The sequence below is a fragment of the Pseudomonas sp. FW305-3-2-15-E-TSA4 genome, from assembly GCF_058787295.1.
The window spans coordinates 126,266-152,528 of the sequence record NZ_JBYSZP010000015.1; the positions used below are offsets into that span (position 1 = coordinate 126,266).

Below are 26,263 nucleotides of genomic sequence, written 5' to 3' on the forward strand. Positions count from 1 at the left end.
ACTTCAGCGTAGACCCACTGGCGCCGGCTTCGTCACAAAACCTTTTCCGGCGCATGCCGGGCAGTCATCACGCGCACCAAAGCTATCGAGGCAGGCAGGGCAAATGCAGAACGCGGCCGATTCAATGTGAGGGCGCACCTTTTCAAAGAAGCGCAGATCTCGATCCTCTTGGGCAATCTGAGCCGCATCAACCAGCGCTCGGTACGCGTCTGGGTCGTCAATAGGGTTGTGGCAAACGCCGCGGATCATCCGTTGCGTCTCGATCAATTGGTACCGTCGCCCGTACATCTCCAAATTCAGCCCCGTGATCGTGCCTACATTCCGGGAAAGTCCCAGATTCAGGTGTATTCCCTCTGGGCCAGAGTAAACCTTGCCGTCATAGGAAGACGAGGAGATGCCAGGCTCGGTGTTTGAGAAGTTAAAGATCGAGCGGCTGATCGTGCCCAGCAATTTCCCATTGTCGACCTGCACGACGTCATAGGTCGATGCTCCGCGGTAATGTCCTGGCGAGTTCTGCAGCTCCTCTACGGCGTGCCAATAGGCAGCGTCCGCCATCTCGTTCATGTCGAACTGCTCAATCTGGTCGATCAGACCCTCTTTATGCAGTGCCGCAGCCAACTCATGAAGAGTTTCCCGATGTCCCTCGGGGTTTTGTATGCGGAAGTCCTGGTCGTCGAGAGTCGCGCGCCATCGCTGGAGCCGGAGGGATTTGGCTTGGTCGAAATTCATGGAAGGAGATTCGCTGCACAGGAACTGTATGCATGTACAGTAATCGAGGAGCGCTATGTGAGCGAGGGGAAGGCGACGAGCTGTAAAAAGCGCTGGGTGCCTTGATCAAAAAAAGTTGTACATATAGATTAATTTTGTACGGCTTTTTTTGGGCAAAAAACATGACACCGCTGGATAGGCTTTTGAATTGGCATGCAGAATGGTCGATTTCGAATGCAACCATAAGGTGCAAGCGCTGTGGCGCTTCTCAGCAAGAAAATGCTAAATCGGAGCGATTTGAGCATTCTTCGACCTGCACTCTTTACGGCTCAAGCATCAGTCCTTGGCAAGCGCTTTACGAAGTGACATCGGCCTTTCACCGGGTTGAGCCGGTCAATCAGGAGCCATCAAGACCGCCAGGCTCATCTTGATAAATTCCTCATTCTTGTCGATTGTCCAGAGTGCGCCACGCACGTTCTCGGCTACTTCTGCCGATCCGCGCTGTTCGACCCAGTTGGACAGCTCCATGATGGCGGCTTCGAGGGCGAGCTGGTTTTCGTTGATCTTGAAGAGCAGGGAAGGGAGCAGGTCGGAGTTGGGCATTTTGGTTTCCTTGGCAGCCAAGGAATCAGCGTAGCACCGTGTTACATGAAGAGTGTTTTAACGATTGGCAGGACGCCGGAGAGGGGGGAAATCGGTCGGAGTTATGGAACGCGTCCACAAAAGTTATGGAACACATACCGAAAGGCAGAAATTTTCGTAAGCGCCAGAAACGACAAAGCCCTGAATAATCAGGGCTTTGTCGTACATAAGATGGCGGAGGCGATGGGATTCGAACTCATGGACCTGTTACAGTCGACGGTTTTCAAGACCGTTGCCTTAAACCACTCGGCCACACCTCCGTTTGCGTTGCGGGCGCCATAATACCTGAATGAAACACACTGTCAAACTCTGTGCATGGCTTGTTACAGAGCGTCTGTTATGATCTTTGCCACTGAACGTTTCAAACCAACAGGAGTGTCGCCATGCGCGAACAGGATTACGCAGTTCACAACAGCGTGCAGGCTGAGCAGCTAGAGGTTAGCCGCGTCCTGCGCAACACTTACGGTCTACTGGCGCTCACCCTCGCATTCAGCGGTGTGATGGCTTTCGTGGCCCAGCAGATGCGCGTCGGCTATCCGAACATTTTCGTGGTGCTGATCGGTTTCTACGGGCTGTTCTTCCTCACCAACAAACTCCGTGATTCCGCGTGGGGCCTGGTGTCCGCCTTTGCGCTGACCGGTTTCATGGGTTTCCTGCTCGGCCCGATCCTCAACCGTTACCTGGGCATGCAGGGCGGCGCAGAAGTGGTCAGTTCGGCATTCGCCATGACCGCGCTGGTGTTCGGTGGTCTGTCGGCCTATGTGCTGATCACCCGCAAGGACATGAGCTTCCTCGGTGGTTTCATCACCGCCGGTTTCTTCGTGTTGCTGGGTGCAACGCTGGCGAGCATGTTCTTCCAGATCAGCGGCCTGCAACTGGCGATCAGCGCCGGTTTCGTGCTGTTCTCGTCGGTGTGCATTCTGTTCCAGACTAGCGCGATCATCCACGGTGGCGAGCGCAACTACATCATGGCAACCATTAGCCTGTATGTATCGATCTACAACCTGTTCATCAGCTTGTTGCAGATCTTCGGCATCATGAGCCGCGACGACTGATCGCTGTTTGTGAATCAACAAAAAACCCGCTTCGGCGGGTTTTTTGTTGCCCGTGCGAAAGCGTAGTGGCCTTTCGCCGACATTTTTTCAAGAAATCATGGCGCCTTTATGGAATTGGCCTACACCTAAGACAAGGAAGAACGGCAGGCGGTCGACAGGAGTCGGCATGCAGTAACACCTTCTACAGCCCCCGCATCCCATTTTTCTTCTTCTGTTCAAGCCCGTAGCTTCGCCCGGATTGTCGTATTCGTTCATCCGGAAAACAGGAGGTCCTCCAAACCAGCCTACCCAGATTCAACCGTGAGTTGCTCTCGGCCCGCAAGCCGAGTCCCTGATTATCAAAAAAATAATGGAGGCCCTGGTGGTCGGACTCGATTCATGGGTCGCTGCAGGCGTTGTCCCAATCAAGGAGATCATCGATGAACCAGCCCCAAGGAAAGCGTGCCGTTTTGGCTATCACGACAGCACTGTTCAGTGCCTCGACTCTTGCCGGTGTCTACCCCGATTTTGGCTATCAGCCACCCGCCAGCCAATATTCAGGCCCGTTGTTCGAACTCAGCCAGAGTTACCCGACCCAAGCTCCCCAAGGAGCGCTGCCGGACTTTTTCAAAAAACTTCCGGCCAAACCCGACAACAACTTTGAAACCTGGCGTGCCTACATGGAGGAGGTGAAGCACTATTGCCTGGAAGGCAATGTCGAGGTCGATTGGAATGTACAGAAGAACAAGCTGCGCCAGTGGTACCACATGCCTTGGCAGCACTATGGCCCGCTGGGGCGTGAAGGTATTCATGGTCTGACCAAGGAAGCGCAGATTCCGGTCAAACAACTGGCACAGACGCAGATCGCCAGCGGCCAGACCTACGCCGTGGGCATTTACAACGATATTGGCGCCTACACCATTGGCGAGGTCTGGAAAGATCCGAACAACCCGGATCCTGGCTTCACTTCGCAACCCAAAAGCTTTGCCAATGGCACCGTAGTCTGCAAGGCATTGTTTGCCGATATTGATCGCACCACCGTACCGTTCCTCGTCAACCCGGTGTTGTGGCAAGGCTATATCACTGAAACTTTCACGTCCGCAAATCGCAAGATCAAAGATGTTGCGCTCATTCAGATGGACATCGCCGTGCGTGATACCCGTATGAGCGACACAGGCTGGATTTTCGGCACCTTCCAGTACAACGGAGCTAAAACCGGCAAACCCGGTTGGGACAATCTCGTTCCGGTCGGGATCATGTGGGGTAACGATCCGAAAGAAACCGGCAATGACTTCACCAATCCGACGCCGACTGAAACCAGAATCAACCCGGCATTGCAGCAGACGGCAATCAACGCCAACACCAAAGAACTGCCGCCCACCCACCTGGGCTGGAACGGTCGCCTCAACGGGCCTGTAGACAACCCCAACAGTTCCTGCCTGAGCTGCCACGCCACGGGTGAGTCGCCACAGGTGGCGATCATGAATCCCACCTTCCAGCCCAAGGACAAAATACCGAGCCCGGGTTCTTCGGAATGGATGAAGTGGTTCCAGAATATTCCGGCGGGTCATCCATTCACGCCAGGGACCAAGAGCACGGACTACAGTCTGCAACTGTCAGGCGGTCTAGTTAATTATTTCGAATGGAAATGTGACATGAGCGGGATCTACGCCGATGGCAAGAACGCCTGCGCCAAGGTTCAGAACCTCAAGTTGAAAATGCTCAAGACAGGCGACGACAATTCGCAGCCTCAGCAAAAAGTCATGCGTGACCCAAGCTTGCAGCAATTGCTCGAGTAAAGTGCAGCAGCCTCCAGACGTCTCGGCGTCTGGAGGTTTTCAATCAGTTGATCACGATGCTGCCATCGGCCTGTTGCTTGTAAATCGTGTAGGGCAGCAGAAACGTATCCAGCACACCCGAAACTGCTGCATCGACCACCAGGCCAAGGGAGGCGTTGTTGTAATTGAACGCGTCGACGTCATCCGGTTTCTCGGCGTGCAGCATGCAGAAGTCGTAGGTTGCACCGCTGTAAATGCGCGGAACAGCGCCGCAGTAGCTCTTCTTGGTCTTCAACTGGTCCACGGAAGCCTTGTCGCTGAGCACGACGGTCTGCACCGTCCCGCACCCGCCGAGCATCAACACCGTCAGCATCACTGCCTGAATTCTCATTACCGCCCAATCCTTTCGCCGGAAAAACCTCAATCTACGCCGAGCAGGCGCAAAAAGCACTCACGCCATCGGCGGTAACCGGCGCTTGACCGGGGTTTTCTTGACGATCGCGGTGTTGGTTTCGGCCAGCGTGTTGAGGCGGTCGAGCAGGGTGTCCAGCTGTTCCATCGAGCGCACGTGCAGGCGGGCGATGAAGCAATCTTCCCCGGTGACCTTGTCGCACTCGGTGAACTCCGGGATCGACATGATCTGCCGTTCCACTTCTTGCAGTTGACCCGGCAGCGGCCGCACACGAACGATCGCCTGCAACTGATAGCCGAAGCATTTGGGGTCGATCTCGACGGTATAGCCCTTGAGCACGCCGCGCTCCTCCAGGCGGCGCAGGCGTTCGGCCACGCTGGGTGAGGACAGGCCGCTGATTTGCGCCAATGCCTTGAGCGAGCGACGCGAGTCGTCCATCAAGGCGCTGATGAGGATCTGGTCGATATCGTCGGTCATGGGGGCAACTCCAATATTAGGCATTTAAGGGAAACCACCTGCGATAAAAAAGGCAGAAATCGAGTTTAGCCTGCTTTTTGCGCTGGAGGCGCTCGTGGTCGGCTTGGCATACTTTTGCCACGCTTTCGTCAAACGCTTAGGGAGATCGATGATGGACAACACAATCCGCCGTGGTTCATTGGAAATGACCGCCGCCATGCTGATTTCCGGGACCATCGGCTGGTTCGTGCTGGTGTCCGGGCAACCGGTGCTGGATGTGGTGTTCTGGCGTTGCGTGTTCGGCGCCGGCACCTTGCTGCTGATCTGCGCGGCATTCGGCTTCTTGCGTCCGGGCATTCTGACCCGCACCACGTTCCTGCTCGCGGTGCTCAGTGGGGTGGCGATTGTCGGCAACTGGGTGTTGTTGTTCGGCTCGTATTCCCGGGCCTCGATTGCCATCGGCACAGCGGTCTACAACGTGCAGCCGTTCATGCTGGTCGGTTTGGCGGCGCTGTTTCTCGGCGAGAAAATCACCTTGCAAAAGCTGTTCTGGCTGGCGATTTCTTTTCTCGGCATGCTGGCAATCGTCAGCGCCCATGGCACGCAGGGTGAGAGCGGAGGTGAGTATCTGCTGGGTATTGCGCTCGCATTGGGCGCGGCGTTGCTCTACGCGATGGCGGCGCTGATCATCAAGCGCCTCACCGGCACGCCGCCGCATCTGATCGCGCTGATCCAGGTGTGCACCGGAGTGCTGTTGCTCGCGCCGTTCGCGCACTTCAACGGCCTGCCGCAAACCAACGGAGCCTGGGCCAGTCTGGTGACGTTGGGCATCGTCCACACCGGCCTGATGTACGTGCTGCTGTACGGCGCGATCCAGAAACTGCCGACTGCCCTGACCGGTGCGCTGTCCTTCATCTACCCGATTGCGGCGATTTTCGTCGACTGGTTCGCCTTCGGCCATCGCCTGCAGATCCTGCAGTGGATCGGGGTCGCGGCGATTCTGCTGGCCGCCGCCGGGATGCAACAGGGCTGGGGCCTGAAAGCCCGGCGCCAGCTCAAATCGGTTTGATCAGATCCTTGAACAGGCCTTTGAGCTGTTGATTGCCGGCATCCACCAGATGATTGTCGTCAAAGTACAGCGGCACGCCGTCCATGGAGCCCATGCAATTGCCGTTGGGGCACAGGTACGGCGTCGGGTCGATCACCGTCGCGTTGCAGCGGCTGGCGGCGGCTTCGATGGTTGCGATGGCGATGCGGTTGCGCTTCTCATAGGCCTGCAACGGCAAGGAAATGTCTGTGTTTTGCCGGAACAAGCGCTGATTCAGATTCAAGCCCTTGTAGACGCTGAAAGGCATCTCCGGGATCGGTTTGACGATGTACACCGGATGGTTTTCCGCGATCGAGCAGACCGTGCTGACGTACTCTTCGGTATACGCTTCGGCAAACGTGGCCTGGCGCTCGGGAAAGGAAATCCGGTAGCTGTTTTCCCGGCCCGAATCCGCATACAGCGCCGCACGGCTGAACAGCACCACCGGCACGCGGGCGTACGCGGTTTTCAGTTGTTGCAGCTTTTCCTGATTGAAGCCCCGGCACTGGCTTTCGACGGTCTTGTCGTGCATGGCGAAGTGCGTCAGGGTCGGGCAACCGCCCCGTGACCATGACAGTGCCGCCTGAGGATTTTCCATCTGCACCGCCGCTGCGGTGGATTGCGCATGGCTGTCGCCGTACAGAATCACCGACACATCACCCGTGCCCAGTTTGCAATCCGCCGCCGCATAGGCATTCGGGTAGCACTCCTGCGGATACAGCTTGCTGGTGTATTCCGGCTGGCCAAGTTCGACCAGTGCCGGGCGCCAGTCGGGGTGTTGCTTGACCAGCGACGACGTCGTTGCCGACACGGCCACCACCGCTACCGTCAGTGACGCGAACTTGATCACTGTTCGAGTAGCGCTCGTACCTTTCTTCACCTTCGATTCCACCAGGTAGAGCGACAGGGTGCCGAGGGCGAACGAGGCGATGATTGCGCCGATCACGTGCGGCCAGCTGCTCAACAGCCCGCACAGGTAAAGCAGTACCACCAGCGGCCAATGCCACAGGTACACCGAGTAGGAAATGCTGCCGACAAATTGCAGCGCAGGATTGCCGCTGAACATCGACCGGGTGTTGGCGTGAATCACCAGCATCGTCCCCAGCACCGGCACCAGTGCCAGGTAGCCCGGCCACAGATCCGCCTCCGAAAAAACCAGCACGCTGACGGCAATCGTCAGCAGACCGAGCCCTTCGCAAATCGCGCCGCCGCGCTGGCTCAATCGCAGGGGAAACAGAAAAACCAGCCCGCCAGCGATCATTTCCCAAGCGCGGGTGGGCAGCATGTAGAAGGCGAACGTCGGGTTGACGCGGGTCACGATGATGGACGCCAGCAGCGAAATCAGCGCCACGGCCAGCAAGGCAAAGCGAGTTTTATCGGTGCCGAAGAACCGGTGCAGCCCCATGATCAGCACGGGGTAAAGCAGGTAGAACTGCCATTCAACCGACAGCGACCAGGTATGCAGCAACCAGTTTTCATGCAGCGGCGCCGCGAAGTAATTGCCGCTTTGGGCAAAGCTGAAGTTCGAGCTGAACAGCAGACTGCTCTTGATCGTACGGATGGTTTCGCGCAAGTCATCCAGCGGCAGATAAAAGTAGCCGAAGATCAGCAGCGCAACGCACAGGACCAGCAGGGCGGGAATGATGCGGCGGGCGCGGGAGGCGTAGAAACCGAGGAGGGAAAAGTTCTGCTGCTGCACGCCATTGACGATGATGCTGGTCATCAGGAAGCCGGAGATGACGAAGAACACGTCTACGCCGACGAATCCGCCCTCAAACCCTGGCACCTTGAAATGAAACAGCACGACCGCGAGCACGGCCAGTGCCCGCAGGGCGTTGATACTCTTCCTGAATTGCATTTATGCGTCCATGTCACATCCGTTGTGCGGCGCATTGTAGTGATGATGTCGGCTTTGTTACATGGTTTTTTCCGCTGATTCAGATGTTCCAGCGCGGCGCCGTCATCGCCAGGCGTTGGCGCAGTTCGGCAATGTTCGCGGCCAGTTGTCGGGTCAGCAAGCGGTAACCGTCCAGCGTGCTGTAGACCGGTGTTTCGAGGCTGGCGTCCGGCAACTCCAGCGGGCGCTGCAGGCGTTGCGTGGCGCCAGACTTCAAGGCCCGGGCCATGCCGATCAACTGTATGCGGATCACCCGGTGCTCGGCCCGCAGTGCCGATTGCAGGTGCGCCATGGCTTCGGGGTCGTTGGCATCCGGGCGGGTGTTGCCGAGGATTTCCAGGGTACTGACGCACATCCGCAGGTTGCGTTGAATCGCGTCCAGCTCGGTCATGGAGATTTTCACTTCCTTGGACACCGAAGGCATCAGCGAGCGCAGTTGCACCATCACCGTGGTCACCCGACCCATCAGCTTGAGATGTTCATCGGCGCTGACCGGTTGGCCGCCAATGATCCGCCCGTACAACGTGGCGCAGTCGCGCAAGGCATCGGCCAGGTTGTAGCGCCACGAATACACGGCGTACAGCGGCAGGGCGAAGGAAAATGCCAGGGCCAGGGCGATGCCGATCAGGATGTCGACCCCGCGCCATAAGCCATCGGTGATCGGGTTGTCGCCATGCCCGGCGACAATGAATACGGTGATTGCCGAGAGCAGGGCGGTGTACCCGCCCTTGCCGATCGCGTGATAGGAGAAGAACCCGCAGACCACCGCCATGGCAAAGTAGGTCAGCCACGGCAGGCCCAGCCATGCCTGTTGCGCTACCAGCAGCAGACCGACGCCGGCACCGATCAGGGTGCCGGTGGCGCGTTCGGCGGCTTTCTTGCCGATGTTGCCGTGGTGTTGCAGGCCGCCGATCACCACCAGCATGGTCACCGAAGCCCACTCGCCGTGGGGCAGGTTGATGCCGGTGGTCAGCAGGATGGTCGCCAGCAGCCCCAGCGCTACCCGCACCGCGTGAATCAGTCGGGCGTGCTGGTAGCGGCGGTACGGGTCCAGCAACGGACGCAGGATTCGCCGCAGCAGCGGTGGCAGTCGTTGGGTGCTGAAGGTGCTCAGTGCAAAGTCCTCGTCAGAAGATGTAATCGGTGGTCAGGAAGCTCGAATCGCGGCCGCGAATGATTTCGCTGATCAGGTCCTTGTTGCTGTCCTGGAACTTGGTTGCCACCAGTGTGCGGATCGAAAACACCCGCAGGGCATCGTGTACCGACAGCGTGCCTTCGGCGGAGTTCTTGCGCCCGTTGAACGGGTAGGTGTCCGGGCCGCGCTGACACTGGGCGTTGAGGTTGATCCGCCCGACCTGGTTGGCGAAAGTGTCGACCAGTCGGCCGATCGCCACCGGGTTGGTGCCGAACAGGCTCAGTTGCTGGCCGAAGTCCGATTCCAGCACGTAATCGATCACGGTATCGAGGTGACGGTACGGCACGATCGGCACCACCGGGCCGAACTGTTCTTCGTTGTACACGCGCATCTGCGGTGTCACCGGGTACAGCACGGCGGGGTAGAAGAACGACTCGCGACTCTCGCCGCCGTTCGGGTTGACCACTTGTGCGCCCTTGCTCTGCGCGTCGGCCACCAGACCGTGCAGGTAATCGACCTTGCCCGACTCCGGCAATGGCGTCAGCGCCACGCCGCTGTCCCACGGCATGCCCGGCTTGAGCGTGGCGAGTTTGGCGTTGAATTTTTCGATGAAGGCGTCGACCACGTCTTCGTGCACAAAGAGGATTTTCAGCGCGGTGCAGCGCTGGCCGTTGAACGACAGCGAACCGGTGACAGCTTCGCTGACCGCATTGTCCAGATCGACTTCCGGCAGGACGATGCCGGGGTTTTTCGCGTCCAGGCCCAGCGCGGCGCGCAAGCGGTGTGGTTTCGGATGCAGTTTTTTCAGGTCGCTGGCGGCCTTGTTGGTGCCGATGAAGGCGAAGATGTCGATCTTGCCGCTGGCCATCAGTGCGCTGACGGTTTCGCGGCCGCTGCCGTAGATCACGTTGATCACGCCGCTCGGGAAGCTGTCGCGGAACGCTTCGAGCAAAGGGCGGATCAGCAACACGCCGAGCTTGGCCGGTTTGAACACCACGGTGTTGCCCATGATCAGCGCCGGAATCAGCGTGGTGAAGGTTTCGTTCAGCGGATAGTTGTAAGGGCCCATGCACAGTGCCACGCCGAGCGGCACGCGGCGGATCTGGCCGAGAGTGTCCTGTTCCAGTTCGAAACGGCTGGAGCGGCGGTCGAGTTCTTTCAGTGCATTGATGGTGTCGACGATGTAGTCGCAGGTGCGGTCGAACTCTTTTTCCGAGTCCTTGAGGTTCTTGCCGATCTCCCACATCAGCAGCTTGACCACGGCTTCGCGCTGCTGGCGCATGCGGCCGAGAAACGCTTCGACGTGCTGAATGCGTTCGGCCACGCGCATGGTCGGCCACAGGCCCTGACCACGATCGTAGGCACGCACGGCGGCGTCTAGGGCGGTGAGCGCGGTGTCGGCATCCAGCAGCGGGGTGCTGCCGAGAATCACTTGTTCATCGCCGTTCTCGCCGTGCAGGTACACCGGGCTGCGCACCGTGGCGAGCGGGCCGTCCCAGCGCCGCAGTTCACCGTCGACGAGGTATTCGCGTTGCTCGACCTGACCGTCGAGGCGGTATTTTTCCGGGATGTCGCTGACAGAAGGGAACAGATTGCCAAGGATGTTTGCTGTGGTCATGTCGCTACCCCGTGTTGATGTCCGTATTCAGATCAAAAAGTCTTTACAGGTTATACGCCTGAATGCGCCGAAATTTAAACCCGCCAATGTCACGCGAATGTCACGCAGATCCCCGGAGCAGAGCTTTGACTGGTTTATGAAATCCACTGTGGGAGCGAGCTTGCTCGCGAATGCGTCCTTTCAACTGACATCCTCATTGCTGACACACCGCATTCGCGAGCAAGCCCGCTCCCACAGTTGAATTGGGTGGCCTGAACACTCTCTACTGGCCCCGTTTGCCCCCATCGTTGTCCCGCAATGCCCTCAGCCCGCAGCCGTGCCTGCCTTAAGGTGAGATCACAACAATAAGCGCTGCCATCCTTGAGGATCGTTATGCGGGCAATCCCACTCACTTTACTGCTGGCGCTGTCCATGACGCTGTGCGGCTGCGACGAAAAATCCGCACCGCCGGCGACCACTCGCAACGCCACCCCCTCCGACCCGGCCCTGGCGCAGATCTACGTCAACAGCTGCCAACTGTGCCACGCCAACCCGGCTGCCAATGCGCCGCTCACTGGTGATCGTCAAGCCTGGGAACCACGCATCCGCCAAGGCGCCGACACGCTGCTCGACCACGCCATCAATGGCTATAACGGCATGCCGCCGATGGGCCAGTGTGTCGAGTGCACCGAAGAGCAATTCCTGCAACTGATCGGCTTCATGGCCGACCAGCCCCTCCCAGAATAAGGGTGCGCGCATGAGCATGGATCTGACACGGCGTCAGTTGTTGCAACGGGCAAGCATCGTCGGCGCGTTTACTGCACTGGTGGCCAATCCCGCGCTGGGGCAATTGATGCGCGCACCACGGCTGATTCCCTGGCGCAACTGGTCGGGCGGGCAGAGTTGCCTGCCGGCGGCGCGGCTGGCGCCGAAGAACCTCGATGAACTGACCGCCGCGATCCGTCAGGCTCAGGGCAAAATCCGCCCGGTCGGTTCGGCACATTCGTTCAGTGCGCTGGTGCCCACCGACGGCACGCTGCTGTCGCTCAGCTACTTCACCGGTTTGCTCGACCACGACCCGAAAACCCTGCAGGCCGAATTCGCCGCCGGCACGCCGATGTCGCGCATGGGCGTGCCGCTGAAGGACGTCGGTCAGGCCCTGCAGAACATGGCCGATATCGATTACCAGACCCTCGCCGGGGCGATTGCCACCTCGACCCACGGCACCGGCACAACCTTTCAGTCGTACTCGGCGCATGTGTGCGGCATGCAATTGGTGACGGCCAACGGCGAGGTGCTGGACTGCGACAGTCAGCGCCACCCGGAAGTGTTCAATGCCGCCCGGGTATCCCTCGGGGCACTGGGCGTGGCGACGAAAATCCGTCTGCAAAATCGCCCGTCCTACCGCCTGCGTGAGCGTCAATGGATCGCCAAGACCGAAGAGCTGCTGGAAGACCTCGACAAAAACACCCGGGAAAATCAGCACTGGGAAATGCTCGTGGTCACCCATTCCGACTACGCCTTGTCCATCGCCCTCAACGAAACCAGCGACCCGGCCACGCCGCCGATCCCGCCCGAAGAGGAGGGCGGCAACGAGTTCGTGACCCTGATCGAGAAGCTCGACAAGTACGGCAGCGACTTTCCCGAGCTGCGCCGCACGCTGCTCAACAGCCTGCGGCATATGGCGAGTTTCGATGATCGGGTCGGCGACTCGTTCGACATCTACGCCAACGTGCGCACCGTGCGCTTCAACGAGATGGAATACTCGGTGCCCGCCGAACACGGCCCGGCCTGCCTGCGTGAAATCCTCAAGCTGATTCAGGACAAGGACCTGCGCACCTGGTTTCCTATCGAGTACCGCTACGTCAAGGCTGATGACATTCCGCTGAGCATGTTCGAGGGCCGCGACAGCTGTTCGATCTCGGTGCACCAGCATTACCAGATGGATCATCACAACTTTTTCGCCGCGGTCGAGCCGATCTTCTGGAAGTACAACGGCCGCCCGCACTGGGGCAAATTGCACACGCTCAACGCGAAGAATCTGCAACCGCTGTATCCGCGCTGGCGCGAATTTGTTGACGTGCGCCAGGCGCTGGATCCGAGCGGGCGTTTTCTCAATGCACATCTGGCATCGATTTTGGGGGTGAACTGATGGCGGTCAATCGACGCAATTTTCTCCTCGGCACGCTGGGTGTCGGCGCTTTGTTAGTGGGCGTGGGCGCCTGGCTGCGACCGAGTGATCGTGGCGGCCCGTACAGCGAGTATTTCCGCGCGCTGAATAAAGAGTTGAAGGACAACGGCCCGATGCGCCCGGTGCTGTTGATCGATCTGGATCGCCTCGATCACAACATCGACGTGGTGATGCAGTCGGTCAAACGCGGCGGCAAGCAATTGCGTCTGGTGGAAAAATCCCTGCCGTCACCGGGGTTGTTGAGCTACATCGCACAACGGGCCGGGACGCAAAAACTCATGTCGTTTCACCAGCCGTTCCTTAATCACGATGCCGTCACGTTTCCCAAGTCCGACATCCTGCTCGGCAAGCCGTTGCCGGTGCGTTCGGCCGAACTGTTTTATCAGACCCACAAAGGCCCGTTCGATCCTTCCAGGCAGCTGCAATGGCTGCTCGACGGGCCTGAGCGCTTGCAGCAATACCTCGCGCTGGCAAAGAGTTTGGGCACGCGGATGCGCATCAACATCGAACTGGATGTCGGCTTGCATCGGGGCGGGGTCAGGGATGTAAATGTGCTGGGGCAGATGCTCACGCTGATCAGCGCCAACCCGCAGCACTTGGCGTTCGCCGGGTTCATGGGCTACGACCCGTTTGTGGGCATGGGCGTGCCGGGGATACTCGGCTCACCGGAAGAACTGTTCGCCAAGGTGATGGTGATTTATCAGCGTTGCGTGGATTTCACTCGCCAGCAGTTTCCGGCGTTGTGGAACGAGAACCTGTGCCTGAACACCGCCGGCAGCCCGAGTTACTGCATCCATGAAAACGAGCAGTTGAGCACCGAGGTTTCGGTGGGCACGGCGATGCTCAAGCCGACGCATTACGACCTGCCTTCTCTGGTTGACCACGTGCCGGCGACCTACATCGCCACGCCTGCGTTGAAGAGTACGGGGGCGGTGAACATTCCGGCGCTGGATGACAATTCCAAATTGTTTTCGTGGTGGGACCCGAATCAGCGGCAGACTTATTTCATCTATGGCGGCAACTGGATGGCCGAGTTCGAATCGCCGCCGGGGTTACAGAGCAATGGTGTGTACGGACGCAGTTCGAATCAGGAGATGGTCAACGGTTCCAACGCCGTCGGCCTGACCGTCGAGGATCAAGTGTTTCTGCGCCCGACCCAGACCGAAGCCGTGCTGCTGCAATTCGGTGATCTGCTGGCGGTGCGTGACGGCAAGATTGTCGACACCTGGCCGGTCTACACCTGACCCGCAGCCACCACAAATTTCCTCTGTAGGAGTGAGCCTGCTCGCGATAGCGTCCTGTCAGCTGAACTGTATTTTGCTGATCCAACGCCATCGCGAGCAGGCTCACTCCTACATTAGATTGATGTACACCTGACATCCCGCGCCATCTCCCACATTCTGTAATGAAGCTTTTATGACAAAAGTTCGGTAGCACATAGCCAGTCCGGTCATGCCTATGTAACGCGCTTGAGGGGCCCAACGGGGCGCTTTTCACAAGCCGAGGCGGGACGCCGGGAGTGAGGCAATGGGGACTATGGAACGCTACTCGAAAGTGGGCATGCAGGAACTCGATCAGCGCCTGTCGAAGATCGTCGAAGCGGCGCGCAAGAAGCCGGTTTCGGTGTATCGCTACGGCGCGCCGTGGGTCTGGATCGTCTCGCAGGATGACTGGCAGGGCGCCTTGAAGGAGGTCTCCAGCTACATTCCGCCAGGCCATTCGCTGGTGTTGCTGCGCCCGCAGATCGACGACTTGCTCGACGCCCACCAAGGTCTGCTGCACGAACTGAATGCCGAACCGGGCATGCTCATCCCCGCGCAAACCGTCATGCACATCTTGCTCCTGCAACTGCTGTATTCGGTGCCCAGCGAGCAGCAACTGTATGAACAACTCAATTACAACCTGCTGTTCCGCTGGTTCGTCGGTCTTGGCCTGAACCAGAAAGTCTGGAGCTTCAACGTCCTCAGTCGCGACATCGCCACGCTGCTCAACAACCCGCGTGCGGTGCAGCTCATTCAGAAAATCATCGGCGAAGTGTTCTGCGGTGCCTTGCTGCAAATGCCCGAGTTCTCCTTGAACTTCGCGCTCCTGCACACCTGGCTCGGCAAGCACAGCGGTGCCTCGACAGTCAGCAACTGACGCAACACACAAGGCGCGCAACAGCGCCAACAGGTCATCGCGAATTCAGGGGGTAGTGTGGATCAGATTTTCACGTCACGGCTGGCGCTGTGGGGCTGGCTGCTGGTGACGGCCGGCGCGCAACCGGCGTTCGCCGAAGAGGCTGCCCAAGGCGCCGCGCCGCAACGTCTGGTGGACGTCAACGAATACTTCGTGCGCGGCAACACCGTGCTTGACGCGCGGGCCATCGAAGAAGCGGTGTATCCGTTTCTCGGCCCGCAAAAAGCCATGACTGACATCGAAGGCGCCCGCGATGCCTTGCAGAAGGCTTATCAGCAGCGGGGCTACCAATCGGTGTTCGTCGAGTTGCCGGAGCAAGCAGTAGCGGACGGCATCGTCTATCTGCAAGTCAGCGAAACCAAGGTCGGCCGGGTGCGGGTGGTCGGCGCCAAACACTATTCGCCGCTGGACATCCGCGACAACGTCCCGGCGCTGAAAGAGGGTGAAGTGCCGGACTTCGCCAAGGTTCAGGGCGAACTGGCGCAGCTCAATAAAACTCCCGGCCGCCAGGTCATGCCGCTGGTGCGCGAAGGTCAGCGCCCCGGCACCATGGACGTCGATTTGCAGGTCGAAGACCAGAATCCGTGGAGCGCCAGCGTCGGCCTCAACAACGACTACAGCGCCGACACCGAGAAACTGCGTGCCGTGACCAGCCTCGGCTACAACAACCTCTGGCAGCTCGGCCACAGCATCAACCTGACGTACTTCACCGCGCCGCAGGACACCGACAACGCCAAGGTCTGGTCGGCTTCCTACACAGCGCCGCTGAGCGAGCGCTGGAGTGTGCAGTTCTCCGGTTATCAGTCCGACAGCAACGTCGCCACCATCGGTGGCAGCAACGTGCTGGGCAAGGGCCATTCCTATGGCGTGTCGGCGATCTACACGTTGCCGTCCAGTGGCAACTGGTCGAACTCGCTGTCGGCGGGTATCGACTTCAAGGACTTCGACGAGCGTCTGACCCTGTCCGGCGAGAGCGACAAAGTGCCGCTGAAATACGCGCCGTTCACCTTCGCCTACAACGGCTTCCGCTACACCGAAAAGAGCCAGCTCGGCCTCGGCCTGAGCCTGGTCGCAGCCACCCGTAGCATTTTTGGTTACGGCAGTTCCGACGAAGATTTCGACTACAAACGCTACCGGGCCAACCCGAGTTTCGCCCTGCTCAAGGGCGACAGCAATTTCACCTGGACTTTCGACAACGACTGGCAGAGCGCGAGCAAAGGCGCGTTCCAGCTGGCGTCGGGGCCACTGGTCTCCAACGAACAGTTTTCCGCTGGCGGCGCGACCTCGGTGCGCGGCTATCTGGCGGCCGAGCGCACCGGTGATGACGGCGTGCTGCTCAGTCAGGAGCTACGTACCCCGTCGCTGGCGAAATACGCCGGCAGCTGGATGCAGGAATGGCGCTTCTACGCCTTCGCCGAAGGCGCGCAACTGTATCTGCGTGACGAGTTGCCGGACCAGGACGCCAGTTATGCCCTGGCCAGCGTCGGCCTCGGCACCCGCGCCAGCCTCAGCAAATGGCTGTCCGGCAGCCTCGACTGGGGCTTCCCGTTACTCGAAGGGCCGAACACCTCGAAGCAGGAATCGCGCCTGCACTTCAACCTTCAAGCCACTTTCTAAAGGAGCACGTTCATGCAGCGCCTCATTCTTTCGTTGTTGATCTGCCTGGGCTTCGTGCTCCCGGCCACGGCGCAGGCCTGGTGGCAGGACGACTGGCATTACCGCAAACAGATCGCCGTCGACACCACACCGCAGGGTGCCGGGATCAATCAGGCGCTGGGCCGCACCGCATTGCTGGTACGCCTGCACACTGGCAACTTCACCTTCGACGGGGTCAAGGAAGACGGCGCGGATTTGCGCTTCGTCGCCGCCGATGACAAAACCGTGCTCAACCACCAGATCGAAAGCTTCGACGCGCTGATGGGCATGGCGCTGATCTGGGTCGATGTGCCGAATGTCGAGGGCGGCCAGCGTCAGGACATCTGGATGTACTACGGCAACCAGAAGGCCCCGGCCACCGGCAATGGGCAGTTGACCTTCGATCCGAATTACACCGCGCTGTATCACTTCGACGGCGCCACCGGCACCCCGGCCAAGGACACCACCGCCTATGGCAACACCGCACAAAGCGCCACCGGCGCGGCGATTGACGGTGTAGTAGGGCGCGCCTTGCAGTTCAGCGGCCAGCCGTTGCTGCTACCGGCCAGCCCATCGTTGCAGCACAACGCGGGCAGTGCGTTCACCTTCAGTGCGTGGCTGCGGCTGGACCAGGCCAATGGCGAACAACTGATCCTCGCCCGCCGCGAAGGCGCCAACAGCCTGCTGGTCGGGGTCAATCAAGGCGTGCCGTTCGTGGAGATCGACGGCCAGCGCGCCGTGGCCACTCAGCCGTTGAATCCGGGACAATGGCAGCTCGTCGCGCTGACCGCCGAAGGTTCGAAAGTCAGCTTGTACATTAACGGTCGTGAGGGCGCGTCCCTCGCTCAAGCGATGCCGGCGTTCAATTCGGTGATGGCGATTGGTGGCGATCTGGCCGCTGGCCCGTACCAGCCATTCGTGGGCGCCATCGACGAACTGCGCCTGTCGAAAGTCGCGCGCCCTGCACCATTGCTGCTGGCTGATGCCACCGCGCAAGGCGCCGAGTCGCAACTGGTGGCCTACGGCGTCGACGAGGAACAGTCCGGTTTCGGCTTCGGCAGCCTCGGTTTCCTGCTCAACGCGGTACCGGTGGACGCCTGGGTGATCATCGCCGTGCTGGTGCTGATGATGTTCCAGTCGTGGATCATCATGCTGCGCAAGAACCGCACCCTCAGCCGCGTGAGCAAGGCCAACGAGGACTTCCGCGAGCAGTTCGCCAAGGTCGGTACCCGTCTGGAGATGTTCGCCGACGACGCGCAACTGGCCCAGCGTCTGCAGCATTCGCCGCTGTGGCGCCTGTACGCGGTGGCGGTCAAGGAAATCCGTACTCGCCGCGAGCAGGGCGCCGATACCTCTTCGGTTTCCGCAGCAACTATCGAAGCCATCCGTTGCTCGATGGACGGCGTACGCACTCGTGAGAACCAGGCGCTCAGCTCGAAACTTTCGACCCTGTCCAACGCCATCGCCGGCGGCCCGTACATCGGCCTGCTCGGCACCGTGCTGGGGATCATGGTGGTGTTCCTCGGCACGGCCATGGCCGGCGACGTCAACATCAACGCCATCGCCCCGGGTATGGCCGCAGCCTTGCTGGCCACCGCCATGGGCCTGTTCGTCGCGATCCCGGCGCTGTTTGGCTACAACCGCCTGATCACCCGCAACAAGGAAGTCAGCGCCGACATGCGTGTGTTCGTCGACGAGTTCATCACGCGTCTGGCGGAGATGCACGGCGAAGGCCAGTCCAGCGAAGCGGCGCATCAGCGCGGCCATCACGCCAACCACACCGTACCGGCCTGAGGAGCACTGCCATGGCGTCCGTAAATGCCTCCCACGACGATGACGAAGATGCAGCGGTTGACAGCATCAACATCACCCCGCTGGTCGACGTGCTGATGGTGGTGCTGGTGATGTTCATCCTCACCGCCACTGCGCAGGTCTCCGGGATCCAGATCAACCTGCCCAAGGCCAGCGCCTCGGTGTCGCTGTCGGAGGCCAAGACCAAGGCGATTTCGGTCAACGACGGCGGTCAGGTTTTCCTCGACGCCTACCCGGTGACCCTTGCGGAGCTGGAAGAACGCCTGCGTATCGAGAAGGCGCAGAGCCCGGACTTCCCGGTGATCGTGCGCGGCGACGCCACGGTGCAGTACCAGAAGGTCATTGAAGTGCTGGATCTGTTGCGCCGGCTCGAACTGTCTCAGGTCGGTCTGGTGACCGGCAAACCGACGCAGGGCTGAGTGATGACCGCACAACTTCCGATCGAGCCGCTGCCGGTGAAAAGGTCGCCGATGCGCTTTGTAAAGTGGGGCGCCGGGCTGCTGCTCGGCGCGCTCGCCGCGTGGTTCCTGTGGCAGTGGGCCAATGACATGAGCGGCGTGCGCCGTGAAGCGCCGAAGGTGCCGACGATCATTCCGTTGCCGCCACCGCCGCCGCCACCTCCGGAAAAACCACCGGAGCCGGAAACCCCGGTGGAAGAAAAAGTCGTCGAGCCCGAGCCCACGCCCGAGCCGCAAGAGGTCAAGCCCGAGGAAGAGGCGCCGCCATCGCCAGCAGACGATCTGGCCAACCCGATGCAAATGGACGGTGACGCGCAGAGTGGCAACGACGCTTTCAACATCGGCGCCGGCAAGGGTGGCGGCATGGCCGGTGCGGGTGGCGGACGCCTGGGCACCGGCATTTACAGCCAGTTCCTCGCGTTCACTTTTCAGCGCTTGCTGCGCGAGAACTCCGATCTGCGCAACCTGGCTTTTTCGCTGCAGGCCGATGTGTGGCTGAGCAGCGTCGGCGAAATCACCCGGGTCGAGTTGGTCAAGTCCAGCGGCAAGCCCGAGATCGATACCCAGGTGCTGGCCGCATTGCGTAACGCGCCCCATCTGAGCGAACGGCCACCGGCCTCCATCACCTTGCCTGTGCGCCTGTCCCTGCAAGGACGGCGTCCGGGTTAACCGAATTCATAAAGCTGTATGAAAAGGAGTTGTGTGCAGATGATTTCCAACGTGAATCGATTGTCCCTGGCGGTCGGCATGGTCATCGCGACCCTGGTCGGTCAGGCCGCGGCAGCGCCTGCGCCCTCGGAGAACGCCACGATCAATCTGATCCGCTTGCTGGTCGAGCAGGGCATTCTGAAACAGGACAAGGCTGACGCGCTGATCGCCCAGGCGCAGAACGAAGCCGCCCAGGCCAAGCAGGCAGCGGCTTCGACTGCGGTGGTGGCCGGACCGGTGGCGGCACCGGGCGATGTGCGCGTGCAGTACGTGCCCGCCGCGGTGCGCGACCAGATCCGCGATCAGGTCAAGGCCGAAGTCATGGCCACCGCCAAGCAGGAAAACTGGGCGGCGCCCAATACCTTCCCGGACTGGGCTTCGCGTATCAGCTTCGACGGCGACATTCGTCTGCGTGACGAGTCGCGCTACTACTCGGGCAGCAACAGCAACGAAATCGTCGACTTCGCCAAACTCAACAACAACGGTCCGTACGACGTGAACCCCAACAGCAGCACCAGTCTGCCGCCGTTGCTCAACACCCGTGAAGACCGCACCAACCAGTTCCGCCTGCGCGCACGGCTGGGCATGAAAGCGGTGATCTCGCCGGAATGGACCGCCGGCATCCGCATCGGCACCGGCTCGGACAACAACCCGGTGTCGACCACGCAGAACCTCGGCGGCGGCTTCGCCAAGAAAGATATCTGGCTCGATCAGGGCTACCTGAACTGGAAGCCGACCGATGAGCTGACCCTGACCGGCGGGCGTTTCGCCAACCCGTTCATGTCCACCGACATGCTGTATTCCAACGACCTGAATTTCGATGGCGTGGCGGCGATTTTCGACCACAAGCTCAACCGCGACTGGGGCGTGTTCGGCACCGTCGGCGCGTTCCCGGTGGACTACACCAACGACACCACCACCAGCAACGGTTTCGACAAGGAAGAGAGCGACAACAAATGGCTGTACGGCGCGCAGCTCGGCGCCAAGTGGGCGATCAACAGCAACAACCGCCTCAAGGGCGCGTTGGCCTACTACCGTTTCGACGACATTCAGGGGCAACGCTCCAGCCCTTGCGAACCGTGGGCCGGCGCTCCGGGTTGCGACACCGATGGCACTCGAGCGGCGTTCATGCAGAAGGGCAACAGCGTGTTCCTGCTGCGCGACATCACGCCGAACCCGGCCAACCCGACCACCACGCCGCAGCCGCAATTCGTCGGCCTGGCGTCGGAGTTCAACCTGCTCGACCTGAACCTGGTGTGGGACGCCGATCTGCCAGAGGACTTCAAGCTGCGCAGCCAGGGCAACTACATCCACAACCTCGGATACGACGAAGGCGACATGCGCAAGCGCTCCGAGGGGCAGATCGTCAACAACCTCAACAGCAACGGCGAGATCGAAAGCGGCGCCAATGCATGGATGGTGCAGTTCACCCTCGGCAACGCGCTGGACCTGAAGAAGCAGGGCGACTGGAATATGTTCGCCGGCTACAAGTACATCCAGCCGGACGCCTTGCCCGACGGCTTCAACGATTCCTCGTTCCACCTCGGCGGCACCAACGCCAAGGGCTATTTCCTCGGTGGCAATTACGGTCTGGCGAAGAACGTCTACGCCACCGGCCGCTGGCTGAGCACCGAGGCGGTGTACGGCGCGCCGTTCGACATCGACGTCTTGCAGCTTGAGATCAACACGCGCTTCTAAGGCGCCGGGAGTACGGTCATGCACGCACGAGTTTTTCTGTTGGGGCTGAGTTTTTTCATTGCACAAGGCGCGCACGCCGAAGGCATGGAGGAGCGTCTGCGTACCCAGTTGCGCAGCACCACTCAACAGTTGCAGGCCCTGCAAAGTCAGCAGGCCCAGGCCAGCGCCGCGCAACTGGTGGCGCAGAACGAGGCCAAGGCCGCGCAGGCGCAGATCAAGCAATTGACCGCTGAACTGGCCAAGGCCAAAGGCGTCGCCGAGCAGTTGGCTGGCCAGCAGCAGAGCCTGCACAGCCAGGCGCAAGCGCAAGTCGCCGCCAGCAGCGAACAGGTCGGCAAGTTCAAGAAGGCCTACGACGAGTTGCTGGTCATGGCCCGTGCCAAAGAGGCAGAACGGTCTAAGCTTCAAGCGCAATTGGCTGAACGTGACACACAAGTGCAGCAATGTTCAGTCAAGAATCAGCAGATGTACGGCGTCGCCAAACAGATCCTCAGCGCTTACGAAAACATCGATGTTGCCGAGGTGATGAAGATCCGCCAGCCCTTTGCGGGCAGCGCCCGGGTCAAGTTCGATGAGCTGGCCCAGGGGTTTGGTGACGAGCTTTACAAGACTCAATTCGACGCGCCGCAAGCTGCGCTCTCGCACTGATAAACAAGGAAGAAGTCATGACTCAATTGATCAGCCATGTGTCCCCACAATCCCTGACCGACGTCCTGCAAGCGGCCGGTTATCGCGTCAACCAGACCGAACAGAACGGCATCGTGCAATTGCTCAGCGCCAGTCAGGGCATCGGTTATGCCGTGCGTTTCGGCAACCCGGCGGTGGAGCAGGGCAGCTACGTCGATTTCACTTTCAGCTGCGCGCTGCGGGTGCAAGGTGAGTTGCCACAGGGCGTGGCCGAACAGTGGAACGCCACCCGGCGTTTTGCGCGGTTGTCATTGCAGGGCGAGTTTCTGGTGATGGAAATGGACGTGGTGCTGGCGGCCGGTGTGAGCAGCGATCACCTGCGCGGCAATCTGGAATTGTGGGATCGTCTGTTGCAGGAGTTCATCGTCTACCTGCGTGATTTCAGCCAGGCCGCGCAAGTCTCGCCGGCCAAAGTCGCTACCGCTGAGCAAGAGGAAGTCGCGCTGTGAAAAAGCCTGCCATGGTGATCGGCGCCGGGGCAGTGGCGCTGTTGGTGGTAGCCGTGGCGCTGGTGCTGCGACCGGGTGCTGACCCGGTCGCCGCCCAGCAATCGTCGCCGTTGGCGGCGGTTGCTGCGGGGCCTGCGGTAGCGCGGTTGGGCAATCAGCAGGTGACGCCGCAGGAATTGCAGGCGCTGCTGGCGACCGTCCCGCCGGCGACTCGCGAGCAATTGCGCGGCAACCGTGAAGCGCTGGAGCGCTGGATTCGTACGCGGTTGGCGGAGAAAGCCGTGCTGGAACAGGCCGATGCTCAGGGCTGGGCGCAGCGTCCGGACGTGGTGCGGCAAACCCGCGCGGCCACCGAGCAGATCGTCTTTCGCGATTACCTGCGCTCGGTCAGCACGGTGCCGGCGGACTACCCGAGTACGAGCGAGTTGCAGCAGGCGTATGACGCTGGCAAGGGCAACTGGCAGACGCCGGCGTTGTATCGGGTAAGCCAGATTTTCCTCGCTGTGAATGACCCGCAGAACCTCGAAACGGTGCGCAAGCAGGCGACCGAGCTAAGCAAGAAAGCCCAGGGCACGCCGGCGGATTTTGCCGCGCTGGCGACTCAGTATTCGCAGGACCGGCAGACTGCCGAACGTGGCGGCGACACCGGGCTGCAACCGTTGCAGCAACTGGTGCCGGAGGTACGGGGTGCGGTGGCGAAATTGAAGGTCGGTGCGGTGTCCCAGCCGGTGCAGAGCGCGGCCGGCTTCCATGTGATCAAACTCACCGAACAGCAACCGGCACGTACTGCGACCCTCGACGAACTGCGCGACCAATTGACTCAAGCCTTGCGTGCGCAACGTCAGGAGCAGATTGCTCAGGCGTATCTGGACGGGATGCTCAATACCGCAACGCTGAGTATCGATGGGGCTGAGCTGAACAAGGTCCTCGAATCCAACCATTAGAGCACTGGCACACCACAAACCCTGTAGGAGTGAGCCTGCTCGCGATAGCGATGTGTCAGGCAAAGAGATGTCAGCTGTGCCGACGCCATCGCGAGCAGGCTCACTCCTACAAGGGGCTGCGCAATGTCTAAATACAAAGATCGACAGGGAGTCATCGATGTCATTCACCGAACCCGCAGGACGACAGGGTAGCCCCGACTATCGCTGGGCACAGGGCGAGCGCGAACCATGGCTGGCGCAAGCCGCGACCATTGATGCCGAGGTCGCGCAATATTTTCTGGTCAGTGCCCGCTGCGGCTGCTTCATGCAGGCCGCGCGCAGCCTCAACGTGCGTTCGACTTTGCTGCGCAAGCAGTTGGCGCAGCTGGAGCAGGAGCTGCAGCACTCGCTGTTCAGCTTTCAGGGCAGCGCCCTGAGCCTGACCCGCGAAGGTCAGCAGTTGCAGGCGCAATTGGTCGCGCTGGCCCACGAACGCAAACTGCCGGTGGTCGAGCAGCCACTGGTGCGTTTGGCGGTGGCCGAATCGATCCTGCATGACATCCTCGGTCGCGACCTGATCGCGTTGCTGCGCCGCAATGCCAGCGTGCGCCTGGAGATCATCGCGCTGGACAGCGAACTGGCGTTGCGCGCGGTCAGTGCCGACGTGGTGCTGTGGCTGGCCCACGGCGAAACCCCCAGCCCCGGCCCGACTTTCACCACCAGTCAGCCGCAGGCCCTGGCGCGTCTGGATTACCTGCCGCACATCGCCAAACGCTATTCCCGGGTCACCGCGCGCCCGGCGAGTGCCGACGACCTCAGCGATTTCATGCTGGTGCAATGGCAGCACGACCGGCAGATCGACAGCTTCCGGCCGTGGAATGAACTGGTCGAACAACGTCTGGCGGGCGTGGTGCAGATGCAGTCTTATGAACTGATGCTGGAAATGATCCGTTGCAGCGCTTGCATTGGTTTATTGCCGGCGTACATGAGTCGTTTCGACCGGGGGCTGGTGGCGTTGCCGGGGTTGTTTGATGAGCCGATGCAGCTACAGGCGTGGCTGGCGGTGAATGCTGAATCCCGGGACGTCGCCGAAGTGCAAACCCTGGTCGAACTGATCCAGCACACCTTCAACGAACGCCAGGAATGGTTCCAGACCTGATCCGATTCTGCCAACACCCCCAATCCCCTGTGGGAGCGGGCTTGCTCGCGAAGGCGGTGTGTCAGGTGACAGAGATGTTGAATTTCAGACCGCTTTCGCGAGCAAGCCCGCTCCCACATTTTGCTATTCGCCAGCCAGAGGCTCAACGGTTTAGAGTAAGCGGCCACCCATCGATCCAGGAAGGATCTGCCATGCCCGACCACGCTCCCACCATCAAAATCGAACGCTTCAATGAGTCGCACCTTGAGGGCATCACCGCGCTGTACAACGATCCGGCCGTGACCCGGCAGGTGCTGCAGATGCCGTTTCAGCCCACTGAGGTTTGGCGCAAACGCCTTGCGCCAGATAACGAACGGGTGGTGCAACTGGTGGCGCTGCATGAGGGTGTGGTCATTGGCAATCTGGGGCTGGAAAACTATTCGCGGATCCGCCGCGCCCACGCCGGCAGTGTCGGCATGGCGGTCGCCGTGGCCTGGCAGGGCAAAGGTGTCGGGTCGAAACTGCTGGCGGCGGCGCTGGACGTCGCCGACAACTGGATGAACCTGCACCGGGTCGAACTCTCGGTGTACGCCGACAACCAGGCGGCCATCGGTCTCTACCGCAAGTTCGGCTTCGAGAACGAAGGCCTGTTTCGTGACTACGCCGTGCGCGACGGGCAATGGGTCGACACCCTGAGCATGGCCCGTCTGCGTCGTCGATAAGCCAAAAAATCCTGTGGGAGTCAGTTGCCCAGAGCGAACGCCACCGCCGACTGCGCATGCAGCTCGGTGGTGTCGAGCAGGGGCAGGGCGCTGTGTTCGGGTTTGACCAGCAGGCCGATTTCCGTGCAGCCGAGGATGATCGCCTGGGCACCGCGCGCGGTCAGCGCTTCGATCACCTGTTGATAGATTTTGCGTGATTCGTCACTGATCACCCCGACGCACAATTCGTCGTAGATGATCCGGTGCACGTCCTTGCGCTCGGCGTCGTCCGGCACCAGTACCGTCAGACCCTGCGCAATCAGGCGCTGCTTGAGAAAATCCTGCTCCATGGTGAACGCCGTGCCGAGCAGACCGACCGTGCGCGCATCGATGGCCAATGCTGCCTGCGCCGCCGGTTCGGCGATGTGCAGGAACGGAATGCTGATCGCTGCCTGAATCTGCGCCGCGACCTTGTGCATGGTGTTGGTACACAGCACCACGCATTCGGCGCCGCCGGCCTCGAGCCTGCGCGCGGCATCCACCAGAATCGCCGCCGCATCGTCCCAGCGCCCGGCGTGCTGCGCCTGTTCGACCGGGCCGAAGTCGACGCTGTACATCAGGATTGGCGCCGAGCGCAGCGAGCCGAGCCGGTCACGAACCTGTTGATTGATGAGACGATAATATTCCGCGCTGGATTCCCAGCTCATGCCGCCGATCAGGCCGATGGTGCGCATTGAAATTCCTCGAACAATGGCCCGTATTGGAAAAGTCGGGCTCCGGCCGAGTGTCCATCGGTTCAATGACGGATGCCAGTACAAAGCAACTGTACCGTTGATCCTGTTGCCAAGTGTCCCGGTGCCGGCGATCGAGGTTTAACGTACGCCGGCGCCTCGATCTGTCACTATCGACTATCGCAGGCTCTCCCCGAGGAACGTACCG

At 60.5% G+C, this 26,263-nt stretch carries 25 protein-coding genes and 1 tRNA gene; 17 read left to right on the forward strand and 9 right to left on the reverse strand.

Going from position 1 to position 26,263, the window contains the following annotated elements; all coding sequences use genetic code 11:
- Window positions 1-3: 3 nt before the first annotated feature.
- The 3 genes from AC3WMV_RS20980 to AC3WMV_RS20990 form a co-directional block, all read right to left on the reverse strand.
- Window positions 4-729 carry a hypothetical protein gene (locus AC3WMV_RS20980; RefSeq protein ID WP_103367494.1) on the reverse strand — a complete coding sequence of 242 codons (726 nt, stop codon included), beginning with the start codon at window positions 727-729 and terminating at the stop codon, window positions 4-6.
- A gap of 372 nt (window positions 730-1,101) precedes the next feature.
- Window positions 1,102-1,311 (reverse strand): hypothetical protein, encoded by a 210-nt coding sequence (locus tag AC3WMV_RS20985; RefSeq protein ID WP_103367493.1) that lies wholly within the window; start codon window positions 1,309-1,311, stop codon window positions 1,102-1,104.
- A gap of 211 nt (window positions 1,312-1,522) precedes the next feature.
- Window positions 1,523-1,610 (reverse strand) — tRNA-Ser (locus AC3WMV_RS20990).
- 123 nt (window positions 1,611-1,733) lie between these two features.
- On the opposite strand from AC3WMV_RS20990, the gene AC3WMV_RS20995 reads away from it, so the two are divergent.
- A complete protein-coding gene (locus AC3WMV_RS20995) occupies window positions 1,734-2,405 on the forward strand; it encodes a Bax inhibitor-1/YccA family protein (protein ID WP_027613775.1) in 672 nt (223 codons plus the stop codon).
- Between the two features lie 419 nt (window positions 2,406-2,824).
- Window positions 2,825-4,183: a hypothetical protein gene (locus AC3WMV_RS21000; protein WP_103367492.1), complete on the forward strand. Its 1,359-nt coding sequence runs from the start codon at window positions 2,825-2,827 to the stop codon at window positions 4,181-4,183.
- Window positions 4,184-4,226: 43 nt separating this feature from the next.
- On the opposite strand, the gene AC3WMV_RS21005 is transcribed toward AC3WMV_RS21000, so the two are convergent.
- Window positions 4,227-4,553, reverse strand: coding sequence for a YceK/YidQ family lipoprotein (locus AC3WMV_RS21005; protein ID WP_027613773.1), 327 nt, complete (start codon window positions 4,551-4,553; stop codon window positions 4,227-4,229).
- A 60-nt stretch (window positions 4,554-4,613) separates the two neighbouring features.
- Window positions 4,614-5,051 (reverse strand): Lrp/AsnC family transcriptional regulator, encoded by a 438-nt coding sequence (locus tag AC3WMV_RS21010; protein WP_027613772.1) that lies wholly within the window; start codon window positions 5,049-5,051, stop codon window positions 4,614-4,616.
- 151 nt (window positions 5,052-5,202) lie between these two features.
- Between AC3WMV_RS21010 and AC3WMV_RS21015 the strand changes: the two genes are divergently transcribed.
- On the forward strand, window positions 5,203-6,099 hold the full coding sequence (locus AC3WMV_RS21015; RefSeq protein WP_103367491.1) for a DMT family transporter: 897 nt from the start codon (window positions 5,203-5,205) through the stop codon (window positions 6,097-6,099).
- On the opposite strand, the gene AC3WMV_RS21020 is transcribed toward AC3WMV_RS21015, so the two are convergent.
- The 3 genes from AC3WMV_RS21020 to AC3WMV_RS21030 all read right to left on the reverse strand — a co-directional run bounded on the left by AC3WMV_RS21020 (window position 6,086) and on the right by AC3WMV_RS21030 (window position 10,767).
- Complete coding sequence (locus tag AC3WMV_RS21020) at window positions 6,086-7,975, reverse strand: acyltransferase family protein (protein WP_103367490.1); 1,890 nt, start codon at window positions 7,973-7,975, stop codon at window positions 6,086-6,088. The genes AC3WMV_RS21015 and AC3WMV_RS21020 overlap by 14 nt on opposite strands.
- 79 nt (window positions 7,976-8,054) lie before the next feature.
- Window positions 8,055-9,095, reverse strand: a complete 1,041-nt coding sequence (locus tag AC3WMV_RS21025; protein ID WP_178085228.1) for an FUSC family protein — start codon at window positions 9,093-9,095, stop codon at window positions 8,055-8,057.
- Window positions 9,096-9,141: 46 nt separating this feature from the next.
- Complete coding sequence (locus tag AC3WMV_RS21030) at window positions 9,142-10,767, reverse strand: NADP-dependent glyceraldehyde-3-phosphate dehydrogenase (protein WP_103367488.1); 1,626 nt, start codon at window positions 10,765-10,767, stop codon at window positions 9,142-9,144.
- A gap of 372 nt (window positions 10,768-11,139) precedes the next feature.
- Between AC3WMV_RS21030 and AC3WMV_RS21035 the strand changes: the two genes are divergently transcribed.
- From AC3WMV_RS21035 to AC3WMV_RS21100, 14 genes are all read left to right on the forward strand, one after another.
- The gene (locus tag AC3WMV_RS21035) at window positions 11,140-11,493 is read left to right on the forward strand and encodes a c-type cytochrome (protein WP_103367487.1); all 354 of its coding nucleotides are present in this window, start codon (window positions 11,140-11,142) and stop codon (window positions 11,491-11,493) included.
- 76 nt (window positions 11,494-11,569) lie between these two features.
- Window positions 11,570-12,898 carry a D-arabinono-1,4-lactone oxidase gene (locus AC3WMV_RS21040; RefSeq protein ID WP_178085227.1) on the forward strand — a complete coding sequence of 443 codons (1,329 nt, stop codon included), beginning with the start codon at window positions 11,570-11,572 and terminating at the stop codon, window positions 12,896-12,898.
- A 74-nt stretch (window positions 12,899-12,972) separates the two neighbouring features.
- Complete coding sequence (locus AC3WMV_RS21045; protein ID WP_178085226.1) at window positions 12,973-14,181, forward strand: DSD1 family PLP-dependent enzyme; 1,209 nt, start codon at window positions 12,973-12,975, stop codon at window positions 14,179-14,181.
- Between the two features lie 283 nt (window positions 14,182-14,464).
- Window positions 14,465-15,076 (forward strand): transposase, encoded by a 612-nt coding sequence (locus AC3WMV_RS21050; protein ID WP_007969141.1) that lies wholly within the window; start codon window positions 14,465-14,467, stop codon window positions 15,074-15,076.
- Between the two features lie 57 nt (window positions 15,077-15,133).
- Window positions 15,134-16,732 carry a ShlB/FhaC/HecB family hemolysin secretion/activation protein gene (locus AC3WMV_RS21055; RefSeq protein WP_103367484.1) on the forward strand — a complete coding sequence of 533 codons (1,599 nt, stop codon included), beginning with the start codon at window positions 15,134-15,136 and terminating at the stop codon, window positions 16,730-16,732.
- A gap of 12 nt (window positions 16,733-16,744) precedes the next feature.
- Window positions 16,745-18,544, forward strand: a complete 1,800-nt coding sequence (locus AC3WMV_RS21060; protein WP_103367483.1) for a DUF2341 domain-containing protein — start codon at window positions 16,745-16,747, stop codon at window positions 18,542-18,544.
- A gap of 11 nt (window positions 18,545-18,555) precedes the next feature.
- Window positions 18,556-18,981, forward strand: coding sequence for an ExbD/TolR family protein (locus AC3WMV_RS21065; RefSeq protein ID WP_003224462.1), 426 nt, complete (start codon window positions 18,556-18,558; stop codon window positions 18,979-18,981).
- Between the two features lie 3 nt (window positions 18,982-18,984).
- Complete coding sequence (locus tag AC3WMV_RS21070) at window positions 18,985-19,689, forward strand: energy transducer TonB family protein (protein ID WP_103367482.1); 705 nt, start codon at window positions 18,985-18,987, stop codon at window positions 19,687-19,689.
- A gap of 39 nt (window positions 19,690-19,728) precedes the next feature.
- Window positions 19,729-21,426, forward strand: coding sequence for a putative porin (locus AC3WMV_RS21075; protein ID WP_103367481.1), 1,698 nt, complete (start codon window positions 19,729-19,731; stop codon window positions 21,424-21,426).
- A gap of 18 nt (window positions 21,427-21,444) precedes the next feature.
- The gene (locus tag AC3WMV_RS21080; protein ID WP_103367480.1) at window positions 21,445-22,074 is read left to right on the forward strand and encodes a DNA repair protein; all 630 of its coding nucleotides are present in this window, start codon (window positions 21,445-21,447) and stop codon (window positions 22,072-22,074) included.
- A gap of 17 nt (window positions 22,075-22,091) precedes the next feature.
- Window positions 22,092-22,562: a YbjN domain-containing protein gene (locus tag AC3WMV_RS21085; protein WP_096797632.1), complete on the forward strand. Its 471-nt coding sequence runs from the start codon at window positions 22,092-22,094 to the stop codon at window positions 22,560-22,562.
- The gene (locus AC3WMV_RS21090) at window positions 22,559-23,506 is read left to right on the forward strand and encodes a peptidylprolyl isomerase (RefSeq protein ID WP_103367479.1); all 948 of its coding nucleotides are present in this window, start codon (window positions 22,559-22,561) and stop codon (window positions 23,504-23,506) included. Before AC3WMV_RS21085 ends, AC3WMV_RS21090 begins: the two co-directional genes overlap by 4 nt.
- 157 nt (window positions 23,507-23,663) lie before the next feature.
- Window positions 23,664-24,644, forward strand: a complete 981-nt coding sequence (locus AC3WMV_RS21095) for a LysR family transcriptional regulator (RefSeq protein WP_096797630.1) — start codon at window positions 23,664-23,666, stop codon at window positions 24,642-24,644.
- Window positions 24,645-24,835: 191 nt separating this feature from the next.
- Complete coding sequence (locus AC3WMV_RS21100; RefSeq protein ID WP_097090075.1) at window positions 24,836-25,345, forward strand: GNAT family N-acetyltransferase; 510 nt, start codon at window positions 24,836-24,838, stop codon at window positions 25,343-25,345.
- Window positions 25,346-25,365: 20 nt separating this feature from the next.
- Here AC3WMV_RS21100 and AC3WMV_RS21105 read toward each other — a convergent pair whose 3' ends face one another.
- Window positions 25,366-26,058: an aspartate/glutamate racemase family protein gene (locus AC3WMV_RS21105; RefSeq protein ID WP_103367478.1), complete on the reverse strand. Its 693-nt coding sequence runs from the start codon at window positions 26,056-26,058 to the stop codon at window positions 25,366-25,368.
- Window positions 26,059-26,263: the final 205 nt, after the last annotated feature.